Raw genomic sequence first — 15,539 nt, 5'->3', positions numbered from 1 at the left:
CAAGACCGGGCTCGACCTTCAACCGCCGTAACCTCAGCCGTTAAAGATCTTTAGAAACGCCGACGGCCCCACGAGCTATCTCGTGGGGCCGTCGGCGTCCGGCTGCGGTGCCGTCAAGAATGGGGCCCGGGGACCCGGCACCGCGGGCTGATCCGAAGGACACGCCCCAGGCGGACCGGGATGCGCGGGCAAGGGCGCCGAGCTGGCCGTTGACAGCCGAGTTCCGGCGAGGCATTCAGTCGTCCCGCTCACCACAGAGTCGGTACGAAACCCCGTCGAACTGGATAAACGAAAAGCTGAGCGCTAGCCGGGCTCGGGTTCGTCGTGGATGGTCAATGCTCCGGCGAGGTCTAGGTCGGCGACAGTGCCGTGTGCCCCGGCGCGGACGAGCAGCACTGCGCCGAGCGCGGTGCTCCAGAACGTCCTGGCCTCCACGTCGAGCGGTCGACGGGCCCTCCAGCCGCGACCGTCGATGAGCTGGCTCACGAAGCGCTCGGATTGCCGGAACAGCAACTGGAGGTGCCGGTCGACCACGGGGGCGAGTTCGGGCTTGGAGATCCCGGCGGCGAGTGCTCGCGCGACCGATGGGAGCGAGGGCATGGCCAGTACGGCGCGGGCGATGTTGCGCCGAAATGTCGCCGCATCGGGGGCTTGGCGACCGATGCGCTCAATCCGTCGGGCGTCGTGCAGCAAGCCGAGAAAGGAGGCGTGCACGAGCAGCGAGTCCTTGGAGCCGAAGTAGTACGTGACCTGATTGGGGAAGACGCCTGCCGCGTTCGCGATCTCAGCGACGCTCACCTCAGCGCCGGGCTGCTCCTTGCAGAGCTGTGCAGTTGCCTCAATCAGCCGACGCCTCGTCGCGCGACCGCGGTCACGCGAGCGAGCCGACGTGGACCGAGCTTCGGTTCGCTTCTTCTCCACACCTGAATTGTATGTGATACAACAATGTCTGTTTGCTTGTATCGCATACAAGAAAGGGTGAAGGGCATGCACCGGACTGAAGTCGTCGTGACCGGACTCGGCGCGATCACACCGCTCGGTGGAGACGTGGAATCCACCTGGACAGCCCTGCTTGCCGGCGAGTCCGGCATCCGCTGCGGCGTCCTGCGAGGCCAAGAAGACACTGGCCTTCCCGACACCGTCGCGGGGACGATGGCGATCGACCCTGCAGAGTCGCTACTGCCGGTGCAGGTCAGGCGGCTCGACCGCTCGCAGCAGGCAGCCCTCACCGCGGCGGCGGAAGCCTGGGCCGATGCCGGTGCCCCGCGGGTCGACCCGGACCGGCTCGCATCATCGATCGGCACCGGTATCGGGGGCGTGCGGACGCTGCTAAAGGAAGACGACGTGCTGGAGGCGGCCGGGACGCGGCGCGTCTCGCCACGCACGGTCCCGATGCTCATGCCCAATGCGGCGGCGGCGCTGATCAGCATCGAATACGGCGCACGGGCGGGGGTCTACACGCCCGTCTCGGCATGCTCCTCCGGTGCCGAGGCAATCGCGCTGGGAGCCAGGCTCATCCGTGCCGGCGAGGCGGACGTGGTCATCGCGGGCGGGACCGAGGCCGCGATCACCCCGATCACCGTCGCCGGCTTCGCCCAGGCGCAAGCACTGTCGCGGCACACCGCTGAACCCGCCTCAGCGTCCCGGCCGTTCGCCGCGGACCGCAGCGGATTCGTCCTCAGTGAAGGCGCCGCTGTCGTGGTGCTCGAAAGCGCCGAGCATGCCAGCACCCGAGGCGCGCGCGTCCACGCGGTACTCGCGGGCGCCGGTATCGCCGCAGACGCTCACCACATCACGGCGCCCGCTGCCGACGGCTCCGGTCAGATCTCGGCCATGCGGAAGGCCCTTGCACAAGCCGGTTTGGCTCCTGAGCAGATCAGCCACATCAACGCCCACGCCACCGGAACTCCGGTCGGCGACGTCGCCGAGGCGCACGCGATCAGGCAGGTCTTCGGCCGCGCCACCGTGACGGCCCCCAAGGCAGCGCTTGGTCATCTCTTTGGCGCGGCGGGGGCGATCGAGGCGCTCATCGCCGTCCTCAGCGTGGAGCACGGCGTCATCCCGCCGACTCGCAACCTCACCGCGGCCGGCGTCGGGCCCGACATCGATCTCGATGTCGTCGCAGAGCGACGAGACGTCCCCCAGGAGGCCGTGCTCAGCAACTCCTTCGGCTTCGGTGGGCAGAATGTCTCACTCATCGTCACCGGCGCACGGCACCACGCGTCCCGTACGGCCTCGACCACACCATGACCCACGCCGTCCGCAAGGCGGCCGAGGAGATCACCGGCCGCGGGGGGGGGGCGATCGGTGTCGTCTGCGACGTCACCGACGAACAGCAGGTGGAAGCGGCCGTGCGGCGCGCGGTGACGGAGTACGGCCGCCTGGACATGGCATTCAACAACGCCGGCATCCAGGTGCCGCCGGCCGACGCGGCCGACGAGACGGCCGAGAACTTCGACCGGGTCAACGCCGTCAACCTTCGCGGCGTCTGGGCGGCGATGAAGCACGAACTGGGGCAGATGCGCGAGCAGGGCAGCGGCGCCATCGTTTAACTGCTCTTCCCTGGGCGGGCTCGTCGGGCTGCCCGAGCGTGCGGCCTTCCACTCCTCCAAGCACGGCGTGATCGGCCTGACCCGCAGCGCAGCGGTCGAGTACGCACCCCGGGGCATCCGCATCAACGCCCTGTGCCCCGGCGTCATCGACACCCCGATGGTCACCGACATGGTCGCGAACCAGGCTGAGGCCATGGCCGGGATCCTCAAGGAACAGCCCATCGGCCGGCTGGGGAGCGCCGACGAGGTGGCACCAGCTGTGCTGTGGCTGTGCAGCCCCCGGCGCCAGCTTCGTCACCGCAACAGCTCTCCCCGTCGATGGTGGCTACACCGCCCACTGATGTGGGTCTCCACTCTGGTCGTGTGGGTCAGCGCGTGGGGCCTCCAGGCCGGAAGGGGCGAAGCGGAGGTACGGCCCTCCGTCCTTCTGCGGTGGTTGGAGGGCAGCGGCAGCGGGTGGTGACCGTCGCGCATGCGGTGTGGACGGGCCGGGTGCCGCCACCATCCGGCGCTGTCCCGGGCCACATCGACAGCGACCTCCATCACGACGACGGGCTGTACCGGGTGCACACCGAGCATCTGCTGCGTTCCCCACCGCGCACCGAGGTCCCAAATATCCATCATGCGAGGATTATCCGCTGGTTAGTGACACGGCGGGCGCCCGGATCATCTCGCTGGGTGCCCGCTGCTGTGCCGTTCCTGCCCTACACCGCGCTCGGCGCCTGCGTCGCCCGCTCCAGCCCGAGGTCGTCGTTCAGCGTTGAACCGCCACGGTCTCCGTGCGGGGTGTCGGTTTTCAGCGCGGGGCTGCCATGTCTGCCGCGGCCGCGGCCGCGGTGAGGATGCGGTGCAGGACGGGGACCGGGGATCGCCGGGTTGGTGACCGCTGCGCATGCCGTGTCGCGGTCGTGCAGGAGTCCGGCCAGGACGCGGGCCGGCAGCTGTGGATTGCGCACCGCGGTGCCGCGGACGTGGGCCTCCGGGTCGTTCAGCAGCCGCACCGCGTCGGCCGGTGACAGCCGGGGGTCCTCAGCCGCGCGGCGGCGCACCTCGGCTTCGGGATCCCGGGCGAAGTGTGCGACGTCGGCCGGTGTTGACTCCGGATCGTCCAGGGCCAGCAGCGCATCCGCCCGCTGGGGTCGGTGGTGTAGCGCAGCAGGCCCGTACGGGGGAAGTTGGGGTGGCTGCGGGGCCGGTCGGGGTGGCTGAAGCTGCCGTCCCACCAGCGCCAGACTTCCAGCAGCATGTCGGCCGGCGCGTCCTGGCACGATTCGGCGAGGAACAGGCGGACCACCCGGTCCTCGTCCCGCGCTAGGCGCGCCACGACATCCGGCGGGAGGTGCCGGGCTCGGGCCACACTGCGGCGGACCAGCGGGTGGGACGACGCGGCGAGACGGCGCATCGCGTGGGCGTCGCCGTGCAGGTCCTCGACCCAGGGCAGGGTGTGCGACATCGACGTCGGGTCGAAGTCGTGGCGCACCGCGACCAGTCCAACTCGCCGCGGGCGCCGAGTTCATCCAGCACTAGGCGGTGAAGCTTGGCCCACACCCGGGCCCGGCTCACTCCGTGAACCGCCGGTGCGTGGTCGGCCCAGACGGGCCGAAGCCGGGCGGCAGCTGGCGCCACGAACATCCCGTCGTGGCCACGAACACGATGGCTGCGAGCACCTGCCGGTCCCCGTACCTGGGTCGGCCCCCGCCCTGTGGCCGCACCGGAGCGGCCGGCACCACCCGCTGAAACAACGCCCACAACCCGTCCGGCACCAGACGCTCCACCATCGCCATCACGCCTACCAGCCTAGTGATCAAACCAGTTGAGACGATCTCTTGGCGACACCCCGACGTGTGAGCCTTGTGTGCTCATGGGCCATGCCCCCGGGTGGGTCGGGCTGCGGCGTATCGTCGATTTGGGCGGCGAGAGCGTGCGCGTAGGGGACGAGATCAGCTCGCTCGCCACCCACAACACTCAACTCGCCGCCTGAAGCGCTCAGTCAACCCGGTGATGCTTGCGGGGCGGGCGCGACCGGCTTGACCCTCACGCGGCGTGAGGCCGGAAGGTGGCGGGCATGAGCGACTACTTCAATGCCTTCGAGATGAGTCCTGTGCCCGCTCCGGGCCCGGATGCGGTGGCGCCGGAGCCATTCCGCGGCATCTACGGCATGCCGGCCTTTGTGACGATCCCGACGAGCGATCTGGCGGCGTCCGTGGACTTCTGGACCCGTGGGCTCGGTTTCTTCGGGCTGTTCGCCATCCCCGGCACGCTGGTGCATTTGCGTCGGTGGGCGTTCCAGGACGTGCTTCTGGTCGCGGCGGAGAGCGTGCCGGAGCGGACGCCGACGATCAGCGTCAGCTTCGCGTGCGTGCTCGGTCAGGTCGATGAGCTGGTCGAGGGCTGCCGGGCGCTGCGGCCGGAGTCGGTCGATGGGCCACGGGATACGCCCTGGAACACCCGCGACGTGGCGGTGATCACTCCCGAGAACGCGCGGATCGTGTTCACCGCGGCAAAGCCCTTCGATCCGGAGAGCCAGGAGTCGCGGAACCTTGCGGCCGTCGGGATATCCCCGCCGGGCGGGGAGGGCGGCAATGGCGACAATGAGGAACATGCCTGACGCCGCCGGATTCGACGCCGCTGAAGGCCTGACCGTCGGTCAGGCGTCGAAGCGCCTGGGCGTGACCGTCCGCGCGCTGCACCATTGGGACGAGATCGGCCTTGCTCGCCCGTCGCTGCGCACCCTTGCCGGCTACCGCCTCTACACCGCCGCCGACCTGGAGCGTCTGCAGCGCATCGTCGTCTACCGGGAGCTCGGTCTCGGCCTGGACCGGATCCGGGCCGTCCTGGACGACCCGGCCACGTCCGTGGCCGCCGCGCTGCGCGCGCAGCGCGGCGAGGTCGCCGAGCGTATCGACCGCCTTCAGCGGCTTGGCTCCGGGCTCGACCGGATGATCGAGGCCCACGAGCGCGGGCTGCTGCTGACTGTCGATCAGCAGGCCGCGATCTTCGGCCCCGAGTGGGACCCGGAATGGGCGGTCCAGGCCCATAAGGAATACGGGGATACAGCGCAATGGAAGCAGTTCGCCGAACGGTCGGCGTCCCGTGGCCCGGAGGAGTGGCAGGCCGTCACCGACGCGGTCGCCGACTTCGAGTGCGCGCTGGCAGAGGCGATGACCGCGGGCGTCGCGCCCGGCAGCCCGGAGGCGGATGCGCTCGTGGAGCGGCATCGCAAGGTCTTCGCCGCGTACTTCCCCCTGAGCAGGGAAATGCAGGTCTGCCTTGCCCGTAAATTCGAGGCCAACCCTGGCTTCGCGGCGCATTACGACGGCATCCGGCCCGGCCTCGCCGGGTGGTTCCGGCGCATCGTCGACGCGAGTGCGCGCGCCCACGGCATCGACCCGGAGACGGCGACCTGGAAGTAGCGGGCGGCGCGGGACCCGGCAAAAGATCCGTCAGGCAGGCCCTACAGGCCATCTCGTTTGGCCAGTTGCTGGCGGGAGCGAAGACGGGCAATCGGGCCCACCGTGTCCCATGATCAGATAGCGTGCTCGCTCATGGGGGAGCTGATATTGATCAGGCACGGCCAGACTGAGTGGAGCCTGTCGGGCCAGCACGCGGGGCGCACTGACGTTCCGCTGACTGATGTGGGTGAGGCATCGGCCAAGGCGCTCGCCTCGAGGTTGGCCCGACGCCCGCTGGTCGGCGTGTTCAGTAGTCCGCTGAGCCGCGCCATGCGGACGGCCGAGCTGGCGGGATTGGCCGGTGTCAGGCCCGATCCCGACCTGGTGGAGTGGGATTACGGCGGTTATGAGGGCCTGACCGCAGCGCAGATCCGCGAGGGGCGGCCGGGCTGGGACCTGTGGCGGGACGGCGTCATTCCCGGCGACGTCGACCATCCCGGTGAGCGGCTCGAGCAGGTGGCCACGCGCACGGACGCGGTGCTGGATCGGATCCGGCCGCTGCTGAACGACGGCGACGCCGCCGTGGTCGCTCACGGTCATCTAGCGCGCGTGCTCACTGTGCGGTGGCTGGGCCTGGACGCGTCGGCCAGCCGACTACTGGGCCACCCGCATCCCGGAACTCTGAGTTTCCTGGCCACTGAGGATGGGCAGCCGTTCATCTCCGCCTGGAACGTGCCGTAGATGGCAGCCCGCCGCATCACGCCTGCCGTGACTACCCTGCCGCTGAACGCAGCGACCACCGTGGAAACCAGCGGCGTCAAGTGAGGTTATGGTGAACGCATACACCCCGAATCTGGCTCTCGCCCGGAAGGTGCTGGCCTCACAGCCCTTCACATCTACCTCGGCGCCCGGCTGACGGCTTTCGGAGACGGCGCCGCCGTCCTGGAGCTGGACGTCCGCGACGAATTGCGCCAGCAGAACGGCTTCGTCCACGGCGGTGTCCTCAGCTACGCCGCCGACAATGCGCTCACTTTCGCTGCCGGTACGGTCGCCGGCCCTGGGCTGCTCACCGCCGGCTACACCATCGACTACCTACGTCCTGCCCGGGGCGAGGTACTCCGGGCCCATGCCCGGGTCGTGCGCCCCGGCCGCACTCGGGTTGTCTGCCGTCGCGACCTTTTCATGATGAGCTCCGATGGGGCCCAGACGCTCTGCGCGATCGCCCAGGGCACTATTGCCGTTGCTGAAACCATCCTGTCGGATTCCGCCGACTAGGCATTGATGACCCAACGGGCAACGCTGCCTTGGAGACTTCACCGTTGTTCGGCGGTAACCCGCCCAGCAACTCGACCTCGACCTCGACACCAACTTCGCCCGCCGCCCCCCCCAAAAAAAAAGACTGCCCCTCGCACCCCCTGCACGCGCATCCTGCGCGAAGCCGTCAAGCGCCTCAAAGTCGAGGAAGCCTGCGGCGAGTTCCACCACCCCGACCGCCGCCTGGCCGACCAGATCGAAGAACTCGCCGACGCCTGCTGACCCACGGCTGACACCGGCGAGGGCCTCTTCGGTCGGAACCGACCGGAGAGACTCCTGACAGCGCCCGGGACGAAGGCTTCCTGTACGACGCAAGGGAAGCGGGAGAGTGTGTCTCGTACGTGCGCACGGTGTCCTCCGATCACCCATCAGACGCCGGCGGTTGCCGGGGCTGATGGGTTGGCTGCGCAGGTCAGGACCGAGAGCAGTGATCGGCGGCTTCCGAGAGTGGTCCTGCGTCTTGATTGGAAGTGTTGCCGAGAAGTGGCAGCACCTGAGTGTCCGCGCACGAGTTCAGCATGCTGTCTGCGGGGCGCCGACGGCGGTGCGGAAGACCGGCCAGCACACTTCGGTCCGCCATAGTGCGCTGTCTGAGGTGTGGCGCTGGCCGACCAGGTAGTACTCACGGATCGGGCCGGCCACCGCGAGCGCGTGGCGCGCGACGTAGGCGGCCAGCGTGCCGTAGGCGCGGTCGACCTCGGAGGGCGGCCCGCAGTGCTCGAGCACGGCGAGCTCCACCGCCGGGACCAGCAGCGGTGTGACCCGGCCGACCGGGCGGACGGGGCCGTCGCAGGGCACGAAGACGGTGGCCTGCCCACGGTGCAGGGTGAACAGCTCGTCCACGTACACGCCGCCGGCGTGGCCGGTCTCCCTCAGCTCCTGGCCCACCACGGTCGCGAACAGCTCACCGAGGGCCCCCTGGAACCAGGCTCCGACATCCCGGGCCTCGACCGTCGCCGTGATCGCCGCAGCCTGGACGGCGCCGACGCTGCGCAGCTCGATCGCGGGCGCGTCCACGGCGACTGGCGGAGACAGGAGGTCGCGCAGTGCCGCCACCGCGCGCCGGGTGCGACCCAGTTCCTCCTCCAGCCGGTTCAGGTGCGCGTTGATGTGCCGGTTGCGGGTGGCCACGTCGGAGGCGGCCAGGACGGTCCGGATCTCCTCCAGGGGCATCGCGAGGTCACGGAAGCGGCGCACGACCTGGGCGGTGGGGATCTGCTCGGCCGAGTAGCGCCGGTAGCCGGTCTGCGGATCGACGTCGGCCGGTTCCAGCAGACCGATCTCGTGGTAATGGCGCAGGGTCTTGACGCTCATGTGGGTGGCGCGGGAGAAATCCCCGATCGACAGGTAGCTGATCACCCGTCGATTGTGCGGCCTCCCGCAGGGGGAGAGTTCGGCCGCACTGTTGCCTTGACTCTCCTGCGACGGCCGCCGGGAGCGTGGTGCCCACGGCCGGAACCCGGCCAATCACGCACCGAACGAGGGAGTTGACCCTCCATGTCGCAGACCACCGCAATCGACGTCGACCGGATCGTGCAGCGCTACGTCGCCGTGTGGAGCGAGCCGGACCCGGCCGCACGCGAGCGCGCCGTCTCCGAGCTGTGGGTTCCGGACGGCGTCGAGTTCGTCGAAGGCGCCCAGTTCCGCGGGCCGCGCCGCGCTGGTCGACCGGGTCGCGGAGGCGCACGGCCTGTTTGTCGCCACCGGCGACTACCACGTCACCGACGACAACCACGTCACCGTTCACGACGACGTCGTCATGTTCACCATCCAGCTGACGCAGGCCAAGGGCCCGCAGGCCGATGAGGTGGCCTGGGCCGCCCGGGTCTTCCTCGTGCTGGACGAAGACGGCCGGATCCTGCAGGACTACCACCTGACCGTCCAGCCGCTGCCCGAGGCATAGGGCCTGCCGAGGGCCGGCACCCGCACGCCGACCGGATCGAGGCCGACCAGCTCGCTGCCGGGAAGAAGCCCGCGGCCGCGCGCCGGGCCGGGGCGCTCGGCCGCAAGGCGGGGCCCGCGCCGAGCTGAATCGGGTCGCCGCGAAGATGACGCGCTCGCCGAAGCAGAAGGCCAAGCCCCTCGCGCGGCTGCGTGAGGAGCGGAAGGAGAGCGCGACACGCACCTCGGGGGTGGCTGCCGATGTCATCAACTGCCTCCTCGAGTACGCCCGTGCCGCAGCGGCGGCCATCCGGGCCAGGGTCGCGGCTGTGGTCGACATAGCGCTGGCGGCCGTCGACGTCGCCGCGACGGTGTTCGTGATGAACCACGGGGCCGCTTCCACTGCCGGCACCACGCCTACCACGCGAGCGCCATCCTCGGCGGCTGTCACCGTCCTGGGGCCGATCGGCGACGGTGCGGGGTCATAGCCTCTTGGTTCAATTCGCACTAACCGGCCGGAATCGACCACCGCGATAAAAGTGCCGCAGTGCGTCGCAACCGACATGCGCCGTTCCACCATGTATCAACCCGGCCTCTGAAGTCCCCGGCCTCATACAGGAGCTGCTCAGTATCCATTGTCCGTCCGGTCGTGAGGGATGTCTGCCGACGAGGGGCCTCGTTCAGGTGAAGTCGGCAGGTTTCGGGCATGGGCAGAGGGCTTCTCGGCGCCGGCCAGGTAGGTGTTGTACTCGGTCTGGGTGATGACGCGGTCGTGGTTGGTGTCCAGGGCTTCGCACATGGCTGTCCACAGCGCCCGGTAGGCGACTTCGGCGCGGTGGGCGAGGGCCGGGTCGTCGATCGCGTGGATGTGGACGGTGAAGTCCTGCCAGGTGATCAAGCCGTCCCGGTCCACGTCCAGTGACTCGAAGGGGGCATTGATGTCGTAGAGCCGGGCCAGCAGGTCGCCGTGTGCTGCTTGCTTCGTGTCGGTCGGGGTGGTGGTGCGGGCGCGGGCCTCGGCGGCCAGGAATGTCAGGCCGAGGGCGACGAAGAGGCTGAGCCTCAGCAGGGCGCGGCGGTGGGTGGTGAGGGGGATAGCGGCCAGACAAGCAGCGGCGACGGCAAGGAGGGCGCCGTGGGGACGACGGCCTTGCAGCGCCCACATGACAGTGAGGGCGAGCGTGAACGTCGCCAGCCCAATCCCCATGGCCAGGCAATACAGTCCGGGCAGGCGCGGCCCCCAGATGTTCGGGCCCAGATCGCGGCCGATGGCACGCAGCGCGAAGCCGAAGACGACCATGCCGACCAGCACGACGAGGTGCAGCCAGTTGTAGTGGCCATAGGCGATCCGCTTGTGCACGGCGGACTGGACGGTCGGATCTGCCTGGGTGAGGCGGTGTTCGGCCGCGGCTTGCAGCGTGGAGAAGTACAGCCACCACATCACGGTGGCGTTGATCAGCGCTAGGCCGATGAGGATGAGTTGCGGGGCACCGATGGGCTCGCCACGTATTTGGATGGCCATGCCGCACAGCGACATGTCCAGGCCGATGACGACGATGAAGGCGAAGCGTTCGGCGAGGTGGGCAGGGGCGGCCACCCACCAGCGGCGGGTGAACAGATAGGCGGCTAGCGCCTCGCAGCCCAAGCCGGACAGCCACAGGCCGATCCGCTGGTGTTGCGGCATCTGGGTGGACACTGCGATCAGTACGGCGGTGGCCGCGGAGCCGACCGCGACCAGCGGCGGCTGCCATCCCGCGCCGCGGCCGCGGATGGCCCACAGAGCGCAGGCCGAGGCACAGCGGGTCAACAGGTAGGCGAATAGGAACACCAGGACGCGCAGGTTGAGGCCCGGCTCGACGTAGGCACGCGGCAACGCAAGGCCGAGGAAGACGAGCCCGGCGAGGGCAAAGACGTGGCAGGAGCGGATGGTGCCGGCATCGGCGTCGGCGGTGTTGGCCGCCCACACGTACGTCATCCAGCAGCCCCATAGCATGGCCAGCACCAGCAGTCCGCGCAGCGCGCCTTCCGGGGTCTGGTCGCGCAGCACCAGCACGTCAGTCTGGGCGAAGGCGAAAGCCGCCATCACGTCGAACAACAGCTCAAAGCCGGACAGTTCGTGGTCTCGGCCGGTGAAGCGGACCGCTGGACGCCACTGCCAGATCCGCAGCGTGCCGCGGCCTGCACTGCGGCGCTCGCGCCGGTCTTCTAGCCGCAGCACACCGGCGCACACAGCGAGCAGCATCAGCAGCGTGACGAGGGCGGGCAAATGGGCAAGAACCAGCGCCAGCACGGCGATGATGCCCGCCGCGCTCAGCCGCAGCCGGTCGATGCGCCAGCGGGTGGTGGAGACGAACAGGGCCTGCCCGGTCAGGCACACCGCGAGGCCACCACACAGCTCCAGTAGCGTGGTAGTGGAGATCGGCGGCCCGAACTCGCCGTCGGCGGCAGCGAGTTCGGTAAACAGTGTGCGCAGCGCTCCGGCCAGCACGGCAAGTCCGCCGCACACCAGGCTGTGGCCGAGGAAGTAGGAGAAGATCTGCGCCTGCGCCTGCCCGATGCTGCCGTTTACCGGGTCCAGCCGGGGGTAGGCCAGGGCGACCATCGGTGCGTACAGCTGATACAGCAGGTAGGCGATCAGCAGTGCGACCATAACAAGGCCCAGCAGCGCCGGCGAGATGCGGGTCTGCTGCCCGGCCTGCTCCAGCAGTTCCAGGCTCAGGCAGCAGGCCACGGTATAGGAGGCGGAATAACGGTCCCCGAACGCCCGCAGCCCGAACTGATGCCACTGCTCGGTCTGGCCGACACACCGAAACGCTGGTAGATCGGCATGTTCGTGAACGCCGCCAGGCCGTAGAAGCCGGCCACGCCGAGCAGCACCCAGGCCGGCTTGGCGGCGCCGTGCGCCAGCAGCGAGGCCCACACCGCGGCGGCAAGGACCACATAGCCCGTCTGCACGACCACCACGTTGCGGTACAAGGTCGGCTGCCCCAGCGCCACCAGGATCCACTGCGCCAGCCCGCATACGGCGTTCAAGGTGACCATCACGGCGAACACCAACGGCCCGTCCAGGCCGCCAGGCCGATCCGCGAAGGCCTCCGGCAGCGTAATGGCCAGGCCGAGGAAGAAGCCGGTCTGCACGATCATCAACAGCTTCGGCCACGGATGCTTCACCGAGATGATCGTGACGACGGTGACGGAGTACTGCCACAATCCGACTACCACCAGCAACACCGAGACCGCCTGCAACACCCCCGCGGCCCCGCCCTCGCGCTGCATGAGACTGACCGCCGTCGAAAGCGCCAGCAGGTAGGTGATGTCCACGAGCAGCTCGACCGGATCGCACTTGTCCTCAGCAGCCCGCCGCAGCAACGCCTTGATGTGCCCAGACCTCACCCGCCGGGCGGGGGCACCTTCGCGCCAGCCAGCGGCCATCGCAATTTCCCCTCACAGTGAAGTCCATCGGCAGGCCCCGACGGCCTGCCTATCGAAGGTTGAATGCCTGTCCCGCATCACCGGGTGGCGGCACAGGCACCCCTGACCGTCAGATGGCCTCGGCGCCTCCGCCGGTGCGGATGCGGTCGAGCAGGCAGTTGTGGAATGCGGCCAGATCGCCGTTCGGGACGGCGGCGGGACTGCCGGTCAGGGTGTACCAGCACATTGGACGGTGACCTGCGGGCGCTGCGCCCGTCGTCACCGGGAGTGGTGCGGACGTTCAGGTCGCCGGTGATACGTCGACGTCGTCGGTCATAACCCCGCCGGGGCCGGCCGTGACCTCGTCCTGGTACCAGGCAGTCTCAGGGCACGTGGGCCCACGCGCGGGAGTAGGTACACCAGTAGGAGCGCAAGGGTGGGGCCCACTGGTCGGGGGACTGGTCGCCCTTGGACCGGTTGGATGCCGCGGACACCACCAGCTGGGGGTCGGTGAGGTCGTTGGCGCCCTTCCGGCGCAGTGCGGTGTCCCACTCGTTCGCGTCAGAACGCCATGCGTTGGCCAATGGGACGACGTGGTCAATGTCGATGGCGGACGGAGGTGAAGACCTTGCCGTCGCAGGGGCGGATCCACGTGCCGGAGAGGGTGCGGCACTGCTGATCCTGGGCGAGGTACTTGCGCGTGTGCGGCGCATGTGTCGCGGGACCGGGGTCGGCAGGGGCGGAAGGGGTCACGTGTTGTTGTAGCGGGCAGTGCCCCTGTGCCACTCGCGGTTGCCGCCGAGCCATGACCACACTCCCGTGAGGAAGCGGCGCAGCTGGGGGGAGCCGGTGAGGGCCAGGGCGGTGGCTTCCGCTTCGAAGGTGCGTACCAGCTCGTTGTGGATCTCCACGCTCCGTTTGACTGCTTCGGGTGGGGAACACTGCTCGTGCGCGGCGATCACGACGGGCAGGTTGAACTCCACGCCCTGGTCGTGGTCTTCCTTGCCCATCGAGTACAGGTCGTTGACGAGCGTGCTGGCGTTGGCCGCCATCGTCACGGCGCGTCGCACTCGCGGGTCGGTGTACTCGGCTTCGGTGAGCCGATATCCTCCCATGACGTCGATCAGCGCGAGGCAGGGCAGGAAGCTGTTGAACTGCCGGTGCGCCAGGTACTCGGAGACGGATGGCATGCGTTCCTGGACGCGCCAGGTGCCCTCGTGGGTGTAGGCCACGAACAAGGCGGCGACCTCCTGGCGCAGCCTCCCCACCCGGGGATGGTCCGCGATCTCGGCCAGCTGCTCGAAGGCGGAGCGGAGCGCGACCCGGACGGGGTCGTTGCGCAGGACCTTCTCCTGTTCGGGCAGGTAGCGGAGCGGGGGGTGAGCGGGGTCGAAGGCTGTGTAGGCGATCCCGAGGTGCGCACCGAGGGGTTCCGGCGCGGCCCCGTCGTCGCAGTAGTAATCGTCCGTGGCCCACTCTGCCAAGGCGCACTTCGCGGCGACCAGCAGCCGGTCCGGGTCGTCGCTGTCGGGGTGGGCCAGCATCATCATGCGTCCGATGTTCACCGCGCGGATGCGGTCGGTCTGTCCCGCGTAGAGCCCGATTTCCTCGGCCCACTGGACGAGGCGGTCGTTGACGTGTTCACCGAGTTCCGGGTCGTCGCGGACCGGTGGCGGACAGTACAGCTCCGGGACGTCGCTATCGGGCAATCCGGACGGCTCCGTCGGGGAGGTGCCATGGGCTGCTCGGGCGGGTGCGATGCGAGCGGCGGAGGTGCCCAGCCCGGTCGGTCCGCTCAGTGCTGGGTGGGCTGCGAAGAGTCTGCCGGTGCCGGGCAGCGCACCTGGGACAACGGCGCCAACGCCATGGCGGTGGGAGAGTAGCGTGGCCACGAGCCTGGCCACATCGTGGTCGGCTGTACGCGCGGTCATCCGGGAAAGCAGTGACACCGGTCCTCGTCTCCGTTCTCTGGGTGATGCTGAGTGCCGCGACCAGCGCTGGATACAGCCGGTGTTAGGACGACCTGCGGTAAACCTCGACGTTCTCCAGCTCCAGGACACCCGGCGCGTCGGGGACGAGAACGCCGCCGAGTGGTAGGTGCTGACCAGGTAGGAGATTGACCGCCTGGTCATTGATGCACATGAACCCGTACGTTCAGGCCGGGATCGTGCTGGTCGGGGATGCCGGTCTGACGCAGACCCGACCGCTTCTGCCCACCCGTCTGCGAGGACTGTTCAGGAAGCTGCGGGGCTGCTGTGGCCGTCATCGCTCATCCTCTCCGTCAGTGCGCCCACGGGTGAAGGAGCCTCAGGAACGGACCGTCCAGGCGGCTTGGAACCCGTTACGCAAGGTAAAACAGCACAATTGCTTTGTGCAGTGGAATTGTGGTGCTGGTTTGTGAGTTGGGAGCGCGGCACACCTGGGAAAAGTAGCATAGCCGTAACGCTTCATCGATTTTCTGGTATCTACTTTCATGCGATCAGGGGGCTCGTACCCTTTAAACCGCACAGCGGGAAGTTCAGGGTCGCAACGGTGCGACCGAGGAGCGGATGACCTCGCTGCCAGCCGACCGACAGTAGTTGAAGCCCACACCGCCGATGTGGACAGCACCATCCAGGTCCTGACCGGCGTCAACGGAACCGCCACGGACGAGCCTTTCCATGCCATGCCCTGACTCGTTGCCCCTTGCGCCGTGCCGTTGACCGTGAAAGGTAAAAGCGGCAGTCGGCGCATTGGAGATGGCGAGGGCGGCGAGCCGACGGACGGTTGCCTTGGGTCTGAATCAAGGGGCGGTTCTCTTTGACTTCCGTCGGGAGGCGCTGTGGTTCATGTGTCACACCATGGTGGCAGCGTTGGTTGTCAGCTGGCCTCTGCTTTAACGCGCTTCCCGAGTGCTGAAGCGCTCCGGGTCTGATGGAGGCTCGATTCCCTGAGAGGATCGAGTCATGGCCCGTCCGTCCCCTTACCCTGCCGAGCTGCGTGAGCGTGC

The 15,539-nt window shown here is 68.7% G+C and carries 14 protein-coding genes and 3 pseudogenes; 8 read left to right on the top strand and 9 right to left on the bottom strand.

Translation table 11 applies throughout. The features are described from left to right. Positions 1 to 303: 303 nt before the first annotated feature. Entirely contained in the window at positions 304 to 921 is a 618-nt protein-coding gene (locus ACWC0C_RS46755; RefSeq protein WP_450871161.1) for a TetR/AcrR family transcriptional regulator C-terminal domain-containing protein, read from the bottom strand. 66 nt (positions 922 to 987) lie between these two features. On the opposite strand from ACWC0C_RS46755, the gene ACWC0C_RS46750 reads away from it, so the two are divergent. Together ACWC0C_RS46750 and ACWC0C_RS46745 are read left to right on the top strand one after the other, a co-directional pair. Continuing rightward, positions 988 to 2,250, top strand: coding sequence for a beta-ketoacyl-[acyl-carrier-protein] synthase family protein (locus ACWC0C_RS46750; protein ID WP_450871165.1), 1,263 nt, complete (start codon positions 988 to 990; stop codon positions 2,248 to 2,250). A 5-nt stretch (positions 2,251 to 2,255) separates the two neighbouring features. Beyond that, positions 2,256 to 2,893 (top strand): annotated as a pseudogene (locus tag ACWC0C_RS46745) (SDR family oxidoreductase); the annotation flags it as partial. Between the two features lie 363 nt (positions 2,894 to 3,256). On the opposite strand, the gene ACWC0C_RS46740 reads toward ACWC0C_RS46745, so the two are convergent. The 3 genes and pseudogenes from ACWC0C_RS46740 to ACWC0C_RS46730 form a co-directional block, all read right to left on the bottom strand. After that, positions 3,257 to 3,553 (bottom strand): hypothetical protein, encoded by a 297-nt coding sequence (locus tag ACWC0C_RS46740; RefSeq protein ID WP_450871163.1) that lies wholly within the window; start codon positions 3,551 to 3,553, stop codon positions 3,257 to 3,259. After that, positions 3,541 to 4,032 (bottom strand): hypothetical protein, encoded by a 492-nt coding sequence (locus ACWC0C_RS46735; protein WP_450871166.1) that lies wholly within the window; start codon positions 4,030 to 4,032, stop codon positions 3,541 to 3,543. Before ACWC0C_RS46735 ends, ACWC0C_RS46740 begins: the two co-directional genes overlap by 13 nt. Beyond that, positions 4,005 to 4,336, bottom strand: a pseudogene (locus tag ACWC0C_RS46730) (transposase); the annotation flags it as partial. The gene ACWC0C_RS46735 and the pseudogene ACWC0C_RS46730, both read right to left, overlap by 28 nt. Positions 4,337 to 4,617: 281 nt before the next feature. Between ACWC0C_RS46730 and ACWC0C_RS46725 the strand changes: the two are divergent. The 4 genes and pseudogenes from ACWC0C_RS46725 (at position 4,618) to ACWC0C_RS46710 (ending at position 7,219) form a co-directional block, all read left to right on the top strand. Next, positions 4,618 to 5,160, top strand: coding sequence for a VOC family protein (locus ACWC0C_RS46725; RefSeq protein ID WP_450871159.1), 543 nt, complete (start codon positions 4,618 to 4,620; stop codon positions 5,158 to 5,160). Next, positions 5,144 to 5,965: a MerR family transcriptional regulator gene (locus tag ACWC0C_RS46720; protein WP_450871158.1), complete on the top strand. Its 822-nt coding sequence runs from the start codon at positions 5,144 to 5,146 to the stop codon at positions 5,963 to 5,965. Before ACWC0C_RS46725 ends, ACWC0C_RS46720 begins: the two co-directional genes overlap by 17 nt. Positions 5,966 to 6,097: 132 nt before the next feature. After that, positions 6,098 to 6,685, top strand: a complete 588-nt coding sequence (locus ACWC0C_RS46715; RefSeq protein WP_450871156.1) for a histidine phosphatase family protein — start codon at positions 6,098 to 6,100, stop codon at positions 6,683 to 6,685. Between the two features lie 88 nt (positions 6,686 to 6,773). Continuing rightward, positions 6,774 to 7,219: pseudogene (locus ACWC0C_RS46710) on the top strand (PaaI family thioesterase). 552 nt (positions 7,220 to 7,771) lie between these two features. Here the strand turns inward: ACWC0C_RS46710 and ACWC0C_RS46705 are convergent. Next, on the bottom strand, positions 7,772 to 8,617 hold the full coding sequence (locus ACWC0C_RS46705; RefSeq protein ID WP_450871155.1) for a MerR family transcriptional regulator: 846 nt from the start codon (positions 8,615 to 8,617) through the stop codon (positions 7,772 to 7,774). A gap of 400 nt (positions 8,618 to 9,017) precedes the next feature. Between ACWC0C_RS46705 and ACWC0C_RS46700 the strand changes: the two genes are divergently transcribed. After that, complete coding sequence (locus ACWC0C_RS46700) at positions 9,018 to 9,161, top strand: hypothetical protein (protein ID WP_450871153.1); 144 nt, start codon at positions 9,018 to 9,020, stop codon at positions 9,159 to 9,161. 145 nt (positions 9,162 to 9,306) lie between these two features. Then, a complete protein-coding gene (locus tag ACWC0C_RS46695) occupies positions 9,307 to 9,627 on the top strand; it encodes a hypothetical protein (protein ID WP_450871152.1) in 321 nt (106 codons plus the stop codon). Positions 9,628 to 9,764: 137 nt separating this feature from the next. On the opposite strand, the gene ACWC0C_RS46690 is transcribed toward ACWC0C_RS46695, so the two are convergent. The 4 genes from ACWC0C_RS46690 to ACWC0C_RS46675 form a co-directional block, all read right to left on the bottom strand. Continuing rightward, complete coding sequence (locus tag ACWC0C_RS46690; RefSeq protein WP_450871162.1) at positions 9,765 to 11,870, bottom strand: low temperature requirement protein A; 2,106 nt, start codon at positions 11,868 to 11,870, stop codon at positions 9,765 to 9,767. Next, complete coding sequence (locus tag ACWC0C_RS46685) at positions 11,855 to 12,571, bottom strand: low temperature requirement protein A (RefSeq protein WP_450871151.1); 717 nt, start codon at positions 12,569 to 12,571, stop codon at positions 11,855 to 11,857. Before ACWC0C_RS46685 ends, ACWC0C_RS46690 begins: the two co-directional genes overlap by 16 nt. A gap of 362 nt (positions 12,572 to 12,933) precedes the next feature. Continuing rightward, positions 12,934 to 13,134, bottom strand: a complete 201-nt coding sequence (locus ACWC0C_RS46680) for a hypothetical protein (protein ID WP_450871149.1) — start codon at positions 13,132 to 13,134, stop codon at positions 12,934 to 12,936. A gap of 165 nt (positions 13,135 to 13,299) precedes the next feature. Beyond that, positions 13,300 to 14,481: a family 2 encapsulin nanocompartment cargo protein terpene cyclase gene (locus ACWC0C_RS46675; protein ID WP_450871148.1), complete on the bottom strand. Its 1,182-nt coding sequence runs from the start codon at positions 14,479 to 14,481 to the stop codon at positions 13,300 to 13,302. Between the last annotated feature and the right edge of the window lie 1,058 nt (positions 14,482 to 15,539).

The sequence above is a fragment of the Streptomyces sp. NPDC001709 genome (genome assembly GCF_053596375.1).
This window is presented reverse-complemented; position numbering and strand designations above follow the sequence as displayed.